Consider the following 16,652-nt stretch of genomic DNA (forward strand, 5'->3'; position numbering starts at 1 on the left):
TGTCAGGCTGCGATGAGGCCGCCGGTTTCTGCAAGCTTGGAGAGATGGTGATCGGCATCGCCGAACAGGGTGTCGATCATCGTCACGCGCTTGAAGAGATGCCCGACCTTGTATTCCATGGTCATGCCGACGCCGCCGTGCAGCTGGACCGCCTGCTGTCCGACGAAGCGGCCGGAGCGGCCGATCTGCACTTTCGCGGCCGAGATTGCCTTGCGCCGCTCTTCCGGATTCTGCTCCTGGGCCATCATGGCGGCGAACATGGCCATGCTGCGCCCCTGCTCGACGGCGATAAACATCTCGGAGGAGCGGTGCTGCAGCACCTGGAACGACCCGATGGTGGTGTTGAACTGCTTCCGGGTCTTGAGGTAGTCGACCGTGAGCTTCAGCATCTCGTCCATGGCGCCGATGGCCTCGGCCGCAAGCGCCGCAATGGCGATGTCGGTGACCTTTTCCACGACCGGCAAGGCGCCTTCCGGGTTGCCGATGACATTCTCGGCATCGACGCGCACGGATTCCAGCGTCACCTCGGCGGCGCGCTGTCCGTCCTGTGTGGGATAACCGCGTCGGGAGACGCCGGGCGCATTGGCATCGACGAGGAACAGGCCAATGCCGTCACGGTCGCGACGTGAGCCTGCGACGCGGGCGGTCACCAGGATCTTGTCGGCGCTGTCGCCATGGAGAACGACGTTCTTCTGACCATTGAGAACGAAACTGCCGCCGTCACGTTGTGCCGTCGTGCCGACATCGAAGAGATCGTAGCGCGATTGCCGTTCCGTATGCGCGAAGGCGAGGCGGAGATCGCCCGATGCGATCTGCGGCAGGTAGGTGGATTTCTGCTCCTCGCTGCCGCCGTGCTGCAGCAGGCCGCCGCCGAGGATGACGGTGGCGAGGTAGGGCTCGAGCGCCAGCGAGCGCCCGAACGCCTCCATGATCGTCATGGTTTCCACCGGGCCGCCGCCGAAGCCGCCATGGGCTTCGTCGAAGGGCAGGGCGAGAAGGCCCAGCTCCGCATAGGCGCTCCACAGTGCCCGGCTCCAGCCCTCCGGCTCCTTGGCATAAAGCTGGCGGCTCTCGAAGTCGTAGCGGTCCGCCATCAGGCGATCGACGCTGTCCTTCAGAAGGCGCTGTTCTTCGCTGAGATCAAAGTCCATGTTGTGTCTCCTTGTCATTCCCGGCCGGAGCGCAGCGGAGGGGAAGGGAATCCATCAATTCGAGTGTGCGGGTGGATCCCCTTCCCGGTCCTTTCGGACCGCCGGGGATGACATTCATCGTCAGAACCCCAGGATCGCCTTGGCGATGATATTCTTCTGGATTTCGTTCGAGCCGCCGTAGATCGAGATCTTGCGCCAGTTGAAATAGGTCGGCGCGGCGGTGCTCGCCCAATCCGGTCCGTCGGTGGGCTCGTTGCGGCCCTCTTCCTCCGGCTGGTACGGCATGGCGAAGGGGCCGACGACCTCCATCAGCAGCTCGGTCGTGGCCTGCTGGATCTCGGACCCCTTGATCTTGAGGATCGAGGAGGCCGGATCGGGCTTGCCCTTCTCGCGCCGGCTCTCGGCGGCGACCACGCGCAGCTGCGTCATCTCGAGGGCCTTCAGCTCCACCTCGACGGCGGCGAGTTTCTCGCGGAAACGCGGGATCTCGATCAGCGGAACGTCCCCGATGCGCTCGAGGCTCGCGAGTTCGCGTACGCGCTTGAGGCGCGCCTTCGAGATGCCGATGCGGGCGATGCCGACACGCTCGTTGCCAAGCAGGAACTTGGCATAATCCCAGCCCTTGTTCTCCTGGCCGACGAGGTTCTCGACCGGCACGCGCACGTCGTCCAGGAACACCTCGTTGACCTCGTGTCCGCCGTCGATGGTCTGGATCGGACGCACGGTGATCCCCGGCGTCTTCATGTCGATGAGCAGGAAGGAGATGCCCTCCTGCTTCTTCACGGCGGAATCCGTGCGCACCAGGCAGAAGATCCAGTCCGCATGCTGGGCCAGCGTGGTCCAGGTTTTCTGGCCATTGACGACGTAGTGATCGCCCTCGCGTTTCGCCGTGGTCTTGAGCGACGCGAGGTCGGAGCCGGCGCCGGGCTCCGAGAAGCCCTGGCACCACCAATCGTCCAGATTGGCGATGCGCGGCAGGAAGCGGCGCTTCTGATCCTCGTTGCCGAAGGTGTAGATCACCGGGCCGACCATGCTGACGCCGAAGGCGAGCGGCTCAGGGGCGGGAGCCTGCTGCAGCTCGTCACGGAAGATGTACTGCTTCACCGGGCTCCAGCCGGTGCCGCCCCATTCCACCGGCCAATGCGGCACGGCCCAGCCCTTGGCGTTGAGAATGCGGCTCCAGGTGACAAGGTCGTCCTTGCTCGGATGATGGTCCTCGATCATTTTCCGGCGGATTGAGTCGGGCAGGGCGGTGCGGAAGAATTCGCGAACTTCGTCGCGGAAGGCGAGCTCCTCATCGGTGAAGCGCAGATCCATGGGCGATATCCTCTAGACAGAGAAATGAGTGAAACGGGGATGGCTGGTCATGGGGCGGCGTTCTCCGCCCTGCGTCGCTCGTCATCGCGCAGCTCGATCTTCGACAGCTTGCCGACCGAGGTGCGTGGAAGGGCGTCGCGGATTTCGAGTGCCGCCGGCATCTCATGCTTGCCGATCTTGTCGGCGAGAAACGCCTGCAGCTCTTCCAGGGTGAAACCGGGCGCGCCGTTCTTCAGCTTCACGAACACCTTGGCGGCCTCGCCCCGATAGGTGTCCGGAATGCCAATCACGAGAGCTTCTTCGACCTGCGGGTGCTCGTAGACCGCCTGCTCGATCATCTGCGGGTAAACGTTGAAGCCGCCGGAGATGATCATGTCCTTGCGCCGGTCGACGATGAAGAAGTAGCCGTCCTCGTCGCGATAGCCGATGTCGCCTGTGAGAAATCCCTCGGGGGTGAAGGCCTCGGCCGTCTCCTGAGGCTTGTTCCAGTAGCCGCGGCTGACGTTGAGACCGCGGACGCGAAGCTCGCCGGTCTCGCGCACCCCGAGCACCCGGCGGGGCTCGTCGAGGGACACGATGTCGAGCTCGACTCCCGGCATGGGAATGCCGATGGAGCCCGGCTTCGGCGGCCCTTTGAGCGGCAGGTTCGTGCCGGCGGGAGACGTCTCCGTCATGCCCCAGCCGCCGAGAAGCCGCTGTCCCGTGAGACGATGAAAGCGCTCCCCGACCTCGACCGGCAGGGGCGCCCCACCGGAGCTTAAATGAATCACCGAGGAGAAATCGCGGTTCTCGATGCCCGGATAATTGGCCAGTGCGATCCACATGGTGGGAACGCCCGGAAAGGCGGTCGCCCGCTTCACCTCGATGTCGCGGAGCGTCGTCTCGGGATCGAAGCGCAGGCGCAGCAGGATCTCGTTGCCGTTCTTGATCTGTCGCAGCAGGATCGTGGTCAGGGCGAAGATGTGGAACAGTGGCAGGGTGCAGATCACTTTCTGCTCACCGGGGCGTGTGTTCAGCTGCGGGCCGAACCACGCCTCGTACATGGCGACCGCCGCGGTGAGATTGCCGTGGGTGAGAATGGCGCCCTTCGGCGTGCCGGTGGTGCCGCCGGTATATTGCAGCAGCGCAATGTCGTCCGGCTTGATCTCCGGCCATTGCTGGGGCGCAGCCGCATCGCGCGTGAAAGCCTCGAAGGTGATGACGTCGGGCCGCTCCGGGATCGGCATCACAGGCGCCGGGCACGGTCCCCAGACGGCATCCTCGCCGACGATCAGCCGGTCCACATGGCCGGCGTCCAGGAGCTTGAGCGCCATGGACAGCATGTTGGCGAGATTGGTCGTCACGAGAACGCGTGCGCCGCTGTCGTGCAGCTTGTGCGCCAGCTCCCGTTCGGCATCGAGCGGGCTCAGGTGAGCGAGACGGATCCCGGCCTTGGCGGCGCCGAAGAAAGCATAAGGATGATAGGGGGTGTTCGGCAGATAGAGCGCGACCGCTCCCGTCGGGTCGACTGCTGAGCGGAGGAGGGCAGCGGCGAACGCATCGGCCTGACGGCCGATCTCGGTGTAGCTGATGGGCCGGTCCCGATATTCGATGGCGGGCCTGCTGCCATAGGCCGTCACCGCGTCATCGAGGAGCTGCGGCAGCGTCGACGGCACGATGGGAGCATCCCAGCGGACGCCGGGCGGATAGGAGCGCTCCCAGGGAAAGGCCATCCGGCTCATGATGCGTCCGCTCCGTCCATGGTGACGACGATCTTGCCAAGAGCCTTGCGCGCGCTCAAGGCCGCGATGGCCTCGCCGGCGCGGGCCAGGGGCACGCGCTCGGAGATCACCGGCCTGATTTTCCCGCCTGCGTAGAGATCAAGAAGCTCCTGGAGGTTCGTCGCGTTGGCCTTCGGGTCGCGTCTGGCGAAGGCGCCCCAGAACACGCCGACGATTTGGCAGGATTTCAGCAGCGGCAGGTTGAGGGGAAGCTTCGGGATCCCGGCCGGAAAGCCGACGACGAGGAAGCGCCCTTCCCAGGCGATGGCGCGCAGGGCCGCTTCGGAATAATCACCGCCGACGGGGTCATAGATCACCTCGGCGCCCTCTGGGCCGCACACGCTCTTGAACTGCTCTGCCAGAGCCTTGAGGCCGTCCTTGTCGAAGGGGCCGGACGCATAGACGATGCTCTCATCGGCACCGTGCTTTCTCGCAAGCGCCGCTTTCTCATCCGAGGAGACGGCGGCGATCACCCTGGCCCCCATCGCCTTGCCGAGTTCCACGGCCGCGAGCCCCACGCCTCCCGCCGCGCCCAGCACCAGCAGGGTCTCGCCTGCTTTCAGCCCGGCCCGGTCCTTGAGGGCATGGTAGGAAGTGCCATAGGTCATGACGAAGGCGGCCGCGTCGTCGAAGGGCATGGGGTCCGGCATCGGGATGCAGCGGTCCGCCGGGAGGGCCAGCTTCTCGGCCATGCCGCCCCAGCCGCAGGAGCCGATCACCCGGTCGCCGGCTTTCAGGAAGGACACGCCTTCGCCCACCGCCTCGACGATGCCGGAGACCTCGCTGCCCGGCGCGAAGGGGCGCTCGGGCTTGAACTGATAGCGGTCTTCGATGATCAGCGCGTCGGGATAGTTCACCCCGCAGGCCTTGACGGCCAGCAGGATTTCGCCCGGCTTCAGGCTGGGCTCGGCCACGGATTCCAGCACGAGCGTCTCGGGTCCGCCCGGCTGTTTGCTGAGTAGGGCCAGCATCCTTCGCTTCCTCCCCGGAAAGCGCCTAATATTTATTGGAGGTAGGGTATCTCTGCCGTTTCCAGATGCAAGCCGATTTTTCGAAAAACTTTAGCGGCGTGAATTTTCCTCATATTTTCAAAAGGATTTGGGCTAGACAAAAACATACCGCTTTTGTCATTAATAACGCCAGATAACGTTAAGGAGCGCTCGCCGCCGCCGGCGTCGGGTCGCTTGGAATGAAGGGCTGCAACGGCCCCAGCGATCCAGGGAGGATCCCAAGATGCGTGAAGCTGTCATCGTTTCCACGGCCCGCACCCCCATCGGAAAGGCCTATCGCGGCGCCTTCAATGACACCCAGGCTCAGGCGCTGGGCGGCCATGCCATCGCCGAGGCGGTGAAGCGCGCCGGGATCGATCCGGGCGAGATCGGTGATGTCGTCATAGGGGCAGCGCTGCAGCAGGGCTCGACCGGGTCGAATATTGCCCGTCAGGCCGCCCTGCGCGCGGGCCTGCCGACCGGCGTTGCCGGCATGAGCATGGACCGGCAATGCGCCTCCGGCCTCATGGCCATCGCCACGGCGGCAAAAGAGATCGTCGTCGACGGGATCGGCATTGCGGTGGGCGGCGGCCTCGAGTCGATTTCCCTCGTCCAGAACGAGCATGCGAATCGCTACCGCGCCAAGGATCCCGCCCTCGTGGAGACGGTTCCGGCGCTTTACATGACCATGCTCGAGACGGCCGAGACCGTGGCCGACCGCTACGGCATCTCCCGCGAAGCGCAGGACGAATACGCCCTGCAATCGCAGCAGCGCACCGCTCAGGCGCAGGCCGAAGGGCGCTTTGCCACCGAGATCGTTCCCATGACGACCAGCATGGTCGTGGTCGACAAGTCCACAGGTGCCACCTCCCATCGGGAGATCACGCTCTCGCAGGACGAGGGCAACCGCCCGCAGACGCGGCTTGAGGACCTGCAGGCGCTGAACCCGGTGTTCAAGGACGGGCTGCGCGTGAAGGAAGGGCGCTTCATCACGGCGGGCAACGCCTCGCAACTGTCGGACGGCGCTTCGGCGGCCGTCCTGATGGAGGCGAAAGAGGCGGAGCGGCGCGGCCTGCAGCCGCTCGGCGCCTATCGCGGCATGGCGGTGGCCGGGTGCGATCCGGACGAGATGGGCATCGGTCCGGTTTTCGCGGTGCCGAAACTGCTCAAGCAGCATGGCCTGACGGTGGACGACATCGACATCTGGGAACTGAACGAGGCCTTCGCCTGCCAGGTGCTCTATTGCCGCGACCGGCTCGGCATTCCCAACGAGAAGCTCAACGTGAGCGGCGGCGCCATCTCCATCGGCCATCCCTATGGCATGTCGGGCGCGCGCATGACCGGGCACCTCCTCATCGAGGGCAAGCGCCGCGGCGCGAAGTACGGCGTCGTCACCATGTGCGTGGGCGGCGGCATGGGGGCTGCCGGTCTCTTCGAGATCTACTAAGACACGTCTTCAAGACAAACGCACCGAATCAGGGGAGGAGAGCAGCATGAGCAGCGCGGCCGAGACGAGTTCCGCAACCCGCATCAATCCCGTCGTCGAACTGAGACGCGATGGCGAGATCGCCGTGCTCGCCGTCAACTCGCCTCCCGTAAACGCGCTCTCCGCACAGGTGCGCGAAGGCATCGTGGAAGGCATCCGGCAAGCCGGAGCGGATGCGAGCGTCAAGGCCGTGGTGCTCCATTGCGAGGGCCGCACCTTCTTCGCCGGTGCCGACATCAGCGAGTTCGGCAAGCCGCCGAAGCAGCCGATGCTGCCCGAGGTGGTGGACTTCATCGAAGCCTCTACAAAGCCGGTGGTCGCCGCCCTCCACGGTACGGCGCTCGGCGGCGGACTGGAGACGGCGCTCGCCTGCCATTACCGCGTGGCGGTGCCTTCAGCGAAATGCGGCTTTCCGGAAGTGAAGCTCGGATTGCTGCCAGGCGCCGGTGGCACGCAGCGCCTGCCGCGTCTCGTGGGCCCGGAGCGTGCCATGGAGATGGTCACGTCCGGCAGCCCGATCTCGGCGAAGGCCGCCAAGGAGATGGGCATCGTCGACGAACTCGTGGATGAGAGCGACCTGCTCGCCAGCGCCATCGCCTTTGCGCGCAAAGTGGTTGCCGAAAATCGGCCCCTGAAGAGGGTGCGCGACCTCGACGACAAGATCGCGGCAGCCCGCGGCAAGCCCGAAATCTTCGAGGCTTTCCGCAAGGCGAATGCCCGCAAGTTCCGGGGCTTCCAGGCGCCGGAATACAACATCCGCTGCATCGAGGCGGCCGTGAATCGGCCCTTCGACGAGGGCATCAAGCTGGAGCGCCAGCTCTTTCAGGAACTGGTGAGCGGCGAGCAATCGGCGGCCCAGCGTCACGTGTTCTTCGCCGAGCGCCAGGTCTGGAAGATTCCGGATATCTCCGACGACACGCCGACCCTGCCGGTGAAGAAGGTCGGCGTGATCGGTGCCGGCACCATGGGCGGCGGCATCTCGATGAACTTCGCCAATGCGGGGCTGCCCGTGACCATCGTCGAGGCCAAGCCTGAAGCCCTGGAGCGGGGTCTCGGCGTCATTCGCCGCAACTATGAGAGTACGGCCAAGAAGGGCCGCATGAGCATGGACGACGTGGAGCGCCGCATGGGGCTCCTCACCGGCAGCCTCAAGCTGGAGGATCTCGCCGATTGCGACCTCATCATCGAGGCCGTGTTCGAGAACATGGCGATCAAGAAGGAGATCTTCTCCAAGCTCGATGCCATCGCCAAGCCCGGGGCGATTCTCGCCAGCAACACGTCCTATCTCAACGTGAACGAAATCGCCGCGATGACGAAGCGGCCGGAACACGTGCTCGGCATGCACTTCTTCTCGCCGGCCAACATCATGCGGCTGCTGGAGGTGGTGCGCGGCGAGAAGACCGACAAGCGGGTGGTCGCCACCGCCATGCAGCTCGGCCGACAGATCGGCAAGATCGCCGTGCTGGTGGGCGTGTGCCACGGCTTCGTCGGCAACCGCATGCTCGAGCCGCGCCAGCGCGAGGCCAACCGCCTGATTCTTGAAGGCGCGATGCCGTGGGATGTGGACCGGGTGCTCTACGAGTTCGGCTTCCCCATGGGCCCCTTCGCCATGGCGGACCTTGCCGGCCTCGACATCGGCTGGTCGCGCGAGACCTCGAAGGGCGAGACCGCGCGCGAGATCCTGTGCGAGCAGGATCGCCGTGGTCAGAAGACTGGCGCGGGCTTCTACGATTACGACGAGAACCGCAACGCCAAGCCGTCGAAGCTGGTGGAGCAGATCATCCTCGATCTCTCGGCCAGGAAGGGCATCACGCGCCGGGAGATTTCCGATCAGGAAATCCTGGAGCGCTGCGTCTACACGATGATCAACGAGGGCGCGAAGATCCTGGAGGAGGGCATCGCCATCCGGTCCTCCGACATCGATATCGTGTGGATCAACGGCTATGGCTGGCCAGTCTATCGCGGCGGCCCGATGTTCTACGGCGAGCAGGTAGGCTTGGGCAAAGTGCTCGACCGGCTGCGCGCCTATGAGGCGCAATACGGAGCGGACTTCAAGCCGGCTGCGTTGCTCGAGCGCCTCGTTGCCGAGGGCAAGGGCTTTCGCGATCTCTGAACGAGGGTCGCTCCTGACATGAACGACACGGCTCCCGAACCGCGGCGTCAGACGCTGCTTGCACCGCTGGCCGGCGCGCGCCCGAGCGCGCCGGACTGGTTCAGGCAGGCTCTCGCCCATGCGCCGGAGCGGGGCTTCACCGAGGCGGCAGGCGTCAGGATCGAAACGCTCACCTGGGGCGAGCGCGGCAGGCCCGGTCTCCTGCTCCTGCACGGCAACGGGGCCCATGCCGATTGGTGGAGCTTCATCGCGCCGTTCTTCTCAAGCGCGTATCGCTGCACGGCCCTCTCCTGGTCGGGCATGGGCGGGTCGGACCGACGGGAGCGCTATTCCTTCGATATCTTCGTCCAGGAGGCGATGACGGTTGCCGGTGCCACCGGCTTGTTCGACAGCGAGATCAAGCCCGTTTTCATCGGCCACTCCTTCGGGGGCTTTCCCATCATCGAGGCCGCCGCGCGGCACGGGGAGCGCCTGGGCGGCGGGATCATCATCGATACGCCGATCTTCTCCCCCGAGCGTCGCAAGGAGCGCAAGGAGAAGGGGGCCGCCTGGGAGATGCGCCCCCACAAGATCTACTCGACCCTCGAGGATGCCCTTCAGCGCTTCCGGCTCGTGCCTGCGCAACCGTGCGAGAATCTGTTCATCGGGGATTTCATTGCCCGGACGTCGCTGACCCAGGTCGAGACGCCGGAAGGGTCCGGCTGGACATGGCGTTTCGATCCATATCTGTGGCGCGACTACGAATGGGAGGATCCGGCTCCGGCCCTGGCGGCTCCCAAATGTCCGCTCGCGGTTCTGCTGGGCGCCCGCTCGACACTGATGCAGGAGGCAGACATCGCGCGCATGCGGACCATTCTGCCGCCCGGCACCCCGGTGATCGACATCCCCGAAGCCTACCACCATGTGCCGATCGATCAGCCTCTCGCGCTAGTCGCGGCGCTGCGCGCCGTGCTGGCCGGCTGGGCCTCGGCTTCCGCCTCCGGCGAGAACACCCCGACGAACAGGGGTCGGGCATAGATATCCGCCGCCGTCTCCCGCGTGACGCCTGAAATCCAGCGCTCGAGCTCCGCCGCCGCATTGATGGCGCTGTCGACCACGTGGGCCGCCACGAAAGGATCGAGCGGGCGGATCGAGCCGTCCACCATGCCGTCCACCACGAAGCTGCCGAAGCGCTGGGCCAGCCGGTCCATGGTGCGCTTCGTCTGGCCCCTCAGGCCTTCCGGCAGGGCGCTGAAGGCGGAGATGCGCAGCAGCGGGCCCTGATCGGAGATCTGGTAGCGGATCAGCTCGTTCGTTGCGGTGCAAAGACGATCCCAGCCCGTGTCCCCATCCGCTTCCGCCGCCTGCTGGACCTGCCGCACCACCGCGAAGGTGCGCTCGAAGCAGGCCGTCACGAGATCGTCCTTGTTGTCGTTGTGATGGTAGAACGAGCCCTTGGTCACGTTCAGCCGGGCCGAGATCTTCTCCACGGAAGCCCCGCGGTAGCCCTGCTCGTTGATCAGGATGGTGGCCGAACGCAGGAAGGCCTCGGGCGAAACCTCCTCGGCCGAGGGCCAGGTCATCTGCGGCAGCACCGTAGGGTGCCATGCCGATTGCGGCGTGGCGAGCCCGTGGATCAGGATATCGCTGATTCTGTCGGCAACGCGCCGGTAATCCTGAGGCTCGTAATGGTCGATCCAGTGCCGGACACCGTGCATGACGGAGATCAGCAGGTGGGCCCGCGCATTCTTCTCGGCGCGGCTTAAGGGCGGCGCGCCCTCGAGATCGTACAGGCTGCGCAGGTGTCGGAACAACTGGTTGTAGGTGTCGAACACCAGCTCCATGTGCGGGCTGGTCAGGGACCGCATGTCGCTGAAGCTCATGAGCGGCGGCCGATCTCCCGAGGCGCTTTCCGCGAGCCTCTCGCAATAGAGCTGCAGGATCGACCGCAGGCGCTCCTCCGGCGTCTTCCGTTGCAGGGCGGTGGCGATGAGTGCATCCAGCGCTTCGATGGAGCGCAGGAGGCAGGCCGTCGCCAGTTCCTCCTTCTTGCGGTAATAATAGGTGACGCTGTTGGTGATCAGTCCGACGCTCTGGGCCACATCGGCCAAGGTCGTCCCCTTCAATCCCTTTTGGTTGAAGAGCTGGACGGCCCCATCGAGGATGGCCTGTCGCTTCTGCTCGTACCGCTTGGTCTGGCGCGGAAGAGCGTTGGAGGTCGGCGTCATGGCAGTTTCGTGGCTCCTGGCCCGAGGGCAGGCTCAAGGCCGCCCGTGGTTGAGCTCCTAACACGAATTGGTGACCGGAGCGATGCCGCGCGTGCAACACTCCGACTGTACCGGTTATTCTAAGAGGGTGTCGAGACCGAATTCGGGACTGCCGGAAATCGGTGCAATTCTGCTTCCATGATCCGTTGACGAGGCCATGGTCTCGTGTCAGTCTCCTTCCAGACACAGGACAGGGCCAATGAAGCTCTGCCGGCGATACGACCCTGAAAAGGACCGTACCGTTCATTCGAGAGGAAACGATCCGAGGAGCCCGGTTCGTCCGGTTTGAGGGTCCGGTGCCGCAAGTCACAGGTCCTCCGTTCCTGCCCCAGCCAGGCGGGAAATCGCGGTCGAGCACGGGAGCCCGGAGCCCAGGAGGAGGACGCGGCTCCTTGAATATCTTTTTTCAGCAGGTTCTGAACGGGCTGACGCTCGGGAGCGTGTATGCCCTTGTGGCCCTCGGCCTGACGCTCGTCTACGGGATCCTCCATATCCCTAACTTCGCCCACGGCGCCCTGTACATGGTGGGCGCCTACATGGCCTTTTACCTCGTCGGCTCGCTGGGTGCGAACTACTGGGTCGCCATGGCCGGAGCGGCGCTCGTCGTGGCCCTTCTCGCGGTTCTGTCGGACCGCTTCATCTTCCATCGCCTGCGCAACGCGCCGCCACTGCATGACATGATCGCGGCGATCGGCCTTCTCCTGTTTCTGGAGGCGGGCATTCAGGCGATCTGGGGTGCGGAGTTCCACCGTCTCGCACCGCCTTATCCGCAGATTGTGCGCCTCTTTGATCTCGTCGCCCCCGCGCAGCGCCTGATCATCATCGCGGCGGCGTTCGGGCTGATGTTCGTGCTCCATCTCTTCCTGACCCGCACGCTCACCGGCTCCACGATCATCGCCATGGCGCAGAACCGTGAGGGAGCCTCTCTCGTCGGCATCGATGCCACGAAGGTGTCGGTCATCACCTTCGCGATCTCCGGCGCACTCGCGGCTGTGGCCGCGACACTCTTTGCGCCCATCAACCTGATCTATCCGTCCATGGGACACCTCGTGATCATGAAAGCCTTCGTGATCATCATCCTGGGCGGCATGGGCAGCATCCCGGGCGCCATCGTGGGTGGGTTGGTGATAGGGTTCGCCGAAAGTTTCGGGGCTTTCTACGTCTCCACGAACTACAAGGACATCATCGCCTTCGCGCTGCTCGTCCTGATCCTGTCATTCCGGCCCCAGGGCCTCTTTCCCAGCGGAGCCCGGGCATGATGTCGAAGACCTGGCAAAAGCCTCTTCTCGCCGTCCTGCTGGTGTTGGCCATCGTCTTCCCGATGCTCGCCGCGAACGACTACTACATCTACGTGATGTCGCTCGCCTACATCATGGCGATCGCCGCGGTGGGCCTCAACCTCATCCTGGGCTATACGGGCCAGCTCAACCTGGCCCATGCGGGCTTCATGGCCATTGGCGCCTACACGGTTGGCATCCTCACCGTCGATTATGGCGTGCCCTATTGGGTCGCCTTCGTGGTCGCCGGAGCCTTGAGCGCCATCATCGGATTCTTCGCCGGTCTGCTCTCGCTGCGGCTGAAAGGGCACTTCTTCTCGATCTTCACCCTCTGCGTCGGCTTCATGATCTATCTCATCATCGAGAAGTGGGATGCCTTGACGCATGGAACAGTTGGCATCATCGACATTCCGGCCCCCACGGGCGTCGGACCGATCCGCTTCGACAACACCTGGGCGCAGTACTACCTCGTGCTGTTCTTCCTGGTGGTGAGCCTCTGGCTCATGAGCCGGATCGTGAATTCGCTGCTCGGACGCGCCTTCATCGCCATCCGCAACGGTGAGGATCTTGCCGAGACGCTTGGCATCAACCTGATGCGCACCAAGGTTCTCGCCTTCGTGCTCTCCACGTTCTACGCCGGCATGGCCGGTGCGCTTTATGCCGGCTTCGTGCGCTTCATCGGTCCAGCCATGGCGCTGGAGAGCCACACCTTCGACATGATCGCCTTCATCCTCGTCGGTGGCATCGGCACCCTGTTCGGGCCGCTGCTCGGGGCCATTCTGCTCACCTGGCTCACCCAGTCCCTGCAGTTCTTGCAGGATTTCCGGATGATCGTGTTCGGTCCCCTCCTGATTCTCCTCGTCATGTTCTTTCCGCAGGGCCTGATCGGCTACTGGCGCGAGAGGCAGGCACGTCGGGCTGCGGCCTCCGTGCAGGACCGGCGCCTCCAGCGTTCCGTGGTGGGCCCGCAGCAGGAGGTCGGCACCAATGCTTGAGATCCAGGGTCTGACCAAGCGGTTCGGTGGCCTGACGGCGGTTCGCGATGTGACCACCACCTTCGACAAGGGCCGCATCAACGCGATCATCGGCCCGAACGGCGCCGGCAAGACCACCTTCTTCAATCTGGTGAGCGGCTATCACAAGCCAACATCCGGTCGCATCATCTTCGACGGGCAGGACGTGACTGGCCTGCGGCCCGATCAGGTCGCGAAGCTCGGCGTCGCTCGCACCTTCCAGTCGACCACCCTGTTCGACAAGGCGACGGTGCTCGACAACCTCATCGTCGGGCACCGCTTGCGCACCACATCGACTTTCTGGGACGTGGTGCTCAACACGAGCCGCTTACGGGAAGACGAGCATCGCTGCCGGGCCAAGGCCGAAGAGGTGCTTGATTTCGTCGGGCTCTCCTCCGTGGCGCACCATCTGGCGGCGGACATCTCGCAGGAAGAGCGCAAGCGCGTCGCCTTCGCCCTGGCGCTCGCCACCGATCCGAAGATCGTGCTGCTCGATGAGCCGGCCGGCGGCGTCAATCCCGAGGAGACCCTGGGGCTCGCCGAACTCATCAGGAAGATGATCCGCAAGGGGCTGACCGTGTGCCTGATCGAGCACAAGATGGATATGATCATGAGCCTTGCCGACAAGATCGTGGTGCTCGACCATGGCGAGATGATTGCCGAGGGAACACCCGCGCAGATCCGGTCCGACCAGCGCGTGATCGAAGCCTATCTGGGAGCGGACTATGCTGCGGCTTGAGGGAGCGCAACTCAATTACGGCAGCTTCCGGGCACTCGACGGAATCTCGATCCACGCTGAGCCAGGGGAACTCGTGGTGATGCTCGGCGCCAACGGCGCCGGCAAGAGCTCCCTGTTCCTCGCCATCAGCGGATTGCGCAAGCTCAGCCGTGGCAACATCTGGTTCAAGGATCAGAACATCGCCGGCCGCAAGCCGTCCCAGATCGTCCAGTCCGGCGTTGTGCATTGCCCGGAGGGGCGCAAGCTCTTCCCCGAGATGTCCGTGCGCAAGAACCTGCTTCTCGGCGCCTATGTGCATCGCCAGGACAAGAAGGAATCCGAGAAGATCCTCGATCAGGTCTTCGAGATGTTCCCGATTCTGTACGAGAAGCGCCATGACATGGCCGGCTCCTTGAGCGGCGGCCAGCAGCAGATGGTGGCCATCGGCCGCGCCCTGATGGGGCGGCCGCAGGTTCTGCTGTTGGACGAGCCGTCGCTCGGTCTTGCGCCGCTCGTGGTCAAGCAGGTGCTCGGCGTCATCAAGGCGATCAACGACAAGGGCACCACGGTGCTGCTCGCCGAGCAGAACGCCTATGCGGCTCTGCAGATCGCCCACCGCGCCTATGTCATCGAGAGCGGCCGGATCGTCATGGAGGGCGACCGGGACACCCTGCTCAACGACGAGCGTGTTCGAAAAGCCTATATCGGCGCCTGACCCGGCGCCGGTTGTGGAAGCCTGCGAGCCCCAAAGGCTCGCCAAGAGAGAGACGGGAGCCGATCACGGTCGAACTCCCGCCCCATGAAGAAAGAACAAGAGGAGAGGAAAACAAATGGCTCTTTGGAAACACCTGGTTCACACCGCAGGCGCAGTGACGCTCGCGGCCGGCTTCGCGTCCGTCGCATCGGCTCAGGAGACCGTCAATATCGGCTATACCGGCCCGCTCAGCGGCGGCGCCGCGCTCTATGGCAAGAACACCCTGGTCGGCCTCGAGATGGCCGCGAAGGAGATCAACGATGCCGGCGGCTTCGATGTCGGCGGCAAGAAATACAAGTTCAACATCGTGGCGCTCGACGACAAGTACTCGCCGAGCGAGGCGGCCGTGAACGCCAAGCGCCTCAAGGCGCAGAACAACACGCCCATGATCTTCACGCCGCATTCCGGCGGTGCCTTCGCGATCCAGGCTTTCAACGAGCAGGACAACTTCATTCTCGGCGCCTACACCAGCGTGCCGAACATGACGGAGCGCGGCAACAAGCTCACCCTGCGCATTCCGCCGTCCTTCGCGGGCTACGTGCAGCCCTTCATCAATGTGCAGATGAAGAACTTCGGCAAGAAGCTCGCCATGGCCGGCGGTGACCATGACTACGCCAAGGCTTGGGCGCAGCTCTTCGGTCCCGCCTGGACCAAGGCCGGAGGCCAGATCGTGGCTGAGAACCCGATGTCCTACAACAAGGATACGGACTTCTACAGCGGCGTGAGCCGTGTGCTGGCCGCCAACCCCGACGTGCTGTTCATCGGTGGCGCTTCCGAGCCGACGGCGCTGGTCGCCAAGCAGGCCCGGGAGCTCGGCTTCAAGGGCGGTTTCGCCGTGATGGATCAAGCCAAGCTCGACGAGATGGCCGCCGTCATCGGCGGCATGGATATGCTGGAGGGCGCCGTCGGCGTTCTGCCGCTGATCTACGACAAGCGTCCCGGCACGGAAAACTTCATCGCGAAGTTCAAGAAGCAGTACGACCGCAACCCCGGCACGGAAGCCTCCTACCACTACTCGACCCTTAACGCAGTGGCTGAGGCCATGAAGCTCGCCGGCACCGTTTCCGACCCGAAGGCGATCCACGCCAAGCTAAGCGAAGCCTATGGCAAGCTGCCGCCGGAGAAGAACCCGGCTCGCATCACCAGCGTGGACGAGCGCGGCGGCACGAATGCCAACATCGTCGTCGGCGTGGTCAAGGACGGCAAAGTCGAAAGCGTCGAGGCGGCGAGCCTCGGCCAATAAGACCCTTGATGAGCAGGGCCAGCCCCGAAGCCGGCCCTGCTTCTTTCGCAGACGGGCAGGCGATCCACATGGATGCAATCCCATTCGATACCCGCGCTGCCGGCATCCGGGAGCGGGTGGCCCTGCAGGGATTCATGCGTCTCGTCGGGGCGCAGATCGACGAACTGGCGCCCGGCTCCGCGACGATCTCCGTGGCCCGCCGCGATGATCTGCTTCAGCAGCACAGCCTGTTTCACGGCGGCGTCACGGCTTTCCTGATCGACAACGGCACGACCATTGCGGCCGCGACCGTTCTCAAGCCTAGGCAGGGCGTCCTCACGGCCGAATACAAGCTCAACCTGTTCTCGCCGGCCGATGGGGACCGGCTCATCTGCCGCTCCCGGGTGGTCAAGCCGGGCAGCCGCATGATCATCGTGGCGGCGGATGTCTTCACCGAAAAGGATGGGCGCGAGAAGCAGACGGCGGTTGCGCTCGCCACCATCGCGGTTCTGGATCAGGCCTCGATGCCGCCCCTGCGGCAGGCTGGACAAGTTTCGAGCGACCGATAAATTCCTGACAATAAGCAAAAACCGGAGGGAAGAAACG

General features: G+C 64.5%; 14 protein-coding genes. 9 read left to right on the top strand and 5 right to left on the bottom strand.

Annotated features, from left to right (window positions below; translation table 11 throughout):
* Window positions 1-2 precede the first annotated feature (2 nt).
* The 4 genes from JAO75_RS07245 to JAO75_RS07260 all read right to left on the bottom strand — a co-directional run bounded on the left by JAO75_RS07245 (window position 3) and on the right by JAO75_RS07260 (window position 5,199).
* Window positions 3-1,151, bottom strand: coding sequence for an acyl-CoA dehydrogenase family protein (locus tag JAO75_RS07245; RefSeq protein ID WP_199047879.1), 1,149 nt, complete (start codon window positions 1,149-1,151; stop codon window positions 3-5).
* A gap of 120 nt (window positions 1,152-1,271) precedes the next feature.
* Entirely contained in the window at window positions 1,272-2,468 is a 1,197-nt protein-coding gene (gene pimC / locus JAO75_RS07250; RefSeq protein WP_199047881.1) for a pimeloyl-CoA dehydrogenase large subunit, read from the bottom strand.
* A gap of 47 nt (window positions 2,469-2,515) precedes the next feature.
* Window positions 2,516-4,180: a dicarboxylate--CoA ligase PimA gene (gene pimA, locus JAO75_RS07255; RefSeq protein ID WP_199048096.1), complete on the bottom strand. Its 1,665-nt coding sequence runs from the start codon at window positions 4,178-4,180 to the stop codon at window positions 2,516-2,518.
* Window positions 4,181-4,185: 5 nt separating this feature from the next.
* Window positions 4,186-5,199, bottom strand: coding sequence for an NADPH:quinone oxidoreductase family protein (locus tag JAO75_RS07260; protein ID WP_199047883.1), 1,014 nt, complete (start codon window positions 5,197-5,199; stop codon window positions 4,186-4,188).
* Between the two features lie 262 nt (window positions 5,200-5,461).
* On the opposite strand from JAO75_RS07260, the gene JAO75_RS07265 reads away from it, so the two are divergent.
* The 3 genes from JAO75_RS07265 (at window position 5,462) to JAO75_RS07275 (ending at window position 9,833) form a co-directional block, all read left to right on the top strand.
* Window positions 5,462-6,664, top strand: a complete 1,203-nt coding sequence (locus JAO75_RS07265) for an acetyl-CoA C-acyltransferase (protein ID WP_199047885.1) — start codon at window positions 5,462-5,464, stop codon at window positions 6,662-6,664.
* 82 nt (window positions 6,665-6,746) lie between these two features.
* Window positions 6,747-8,816 (top strand): 3-hydroxyacyl-CoA dehydrogenase NAD-binding domain-containing protein, encoded by a 2,070-nt coding sequence (locus JAO75_RS07270; protein ID WP_199048097.1) that lies wholly within the window; start codon window positions 6,747-6,749, stop codon window positions 8,814-8,816.
* Window positions 8,817-8,834: 18 nt separating this feature from the next.
* Window positions 8,835-9,833, top strand: a complete 999-nt coding sequence (locus JAO75_RS07275) for an alpha/beta fold hydrolase (protein WP_199047887.1) — start codon at window positions 8,835-8,837, stop codon at window positions 9,831-9,833.
* Here the strand turns inward: JAO75_RS07275 and JAO75_RS07280 are convergent.
* A complete protein-coding gene (locus JAO75_RS07280; RefSeq protein ID WP_199047888.1) occupies window positions 9,731-11,023 on the bottom strand; it encodes a TetR/AcrR family transcriptional regulator in 1,293 nt (430 codons plus the stop codon). The genes JAO75_RS07275 and JAO75_RS07280 overlap by 103 nt on opposite strands.
* A 431-nt stretch (window positions 11,024-11,454) precedes the next feature.
* Between JAO75_RS07280 and JAO75_RS07285 the strand changes: the two genes are divergently transcribed.
* The 6 genes from JAO75_RS07285 to JAO75_RS07310 all read left to right on the top strand — a co-directional run bounded on the left by JAO75_RS07285 (window position 11,455) and on the right by JAO75_RS07310 (window position 16,615).
* Entirely contained in the window at window positions 11,455-12,321 is an 867-nt protein-coding gene (locus JAO75_RS07285) for a branched-chain amino acid ABC transporter permease (protein WP_199047890.1), read from the top strand.
* Window positions 12,318-13,334, top strand: coding sequence for a branched-chain amino acid ABC transporter permease (locus JAO75_RS07290; protein ID WP_199047893.1), 1,017 nt, complete (start codon window positions 12,318-12,320; stop codon window positions 13,332-13,334). Before JAO75_RS07285 ends, JAO75_RS07290 begins: the two co-directional genes overlap by 4 nt.
* Window positions 13,327-14,091 carry an ABC transporter ATP-binding protein gene (locus tag JAO75_RS07295; protein WP_199048098.1) on the top strand — a complete coding sequence of 255 codons (765 nt, stop codon included), beginning with the start codon at window positions 13,327-13,329 and terminating at the stop codon, window positions 14,089-14,091. The genes JAO75_RS07290 and JAO75_RS07295 overlap by 8 nt, the downstream gene beginning before the upstream one ends.
* Window positions 14,078-14,785 carry an ABC transporter ATP-binding protein gene (locus JAO75_RS07300; protein WP_199047895.1) on the top strand — a complete coding sequence of 236 codons (708 nt, stop codon included), beginning with the start codon at window positions 14,078-14,080 and terminating at the stop codon, window positions 14,783-14,785. Before JAO75_RS07295 ends, JAO75_RS07300 begins: the two co-directional genes overlap by 14 nt.
* 115 nt (window positions 14,786-14,900) lie before the next feature.
* A complete protein-coding gene (locus JAO75_RS07305; RefSeq protein WP_199047897.1) occupies window positions 14,901-16,067 on the top strand; it encodes an ABC transporter substrate-binding protein in 1,167 nt (388 codons plus the stop codon).
* Between the two features lie 68 nt (window positions 16,068-16,135).
* Window positions 16,136-16,615, top strand: coding sequence for a PaaI family thioesterase (locus tag JAO75_RS07310; RefSeq protein WP_199047898.1), 480 nt, complete (start codon window positions 16,136-16,138; stop codon window positions 16,613-16,615).
* Window positions 16,616-16,652: the final 37 nt, after the last annotated feature.

The organism is Microvirga splendida (assembly GCF_016427565.1).
Taxonomy (GTDB): domain Bacteria; phylum Pseudomonadota; class Alphaproteobacteria; order Rhizobiales; family Beijerinckiaceae; genus Microvirga; species Microvirga splendida.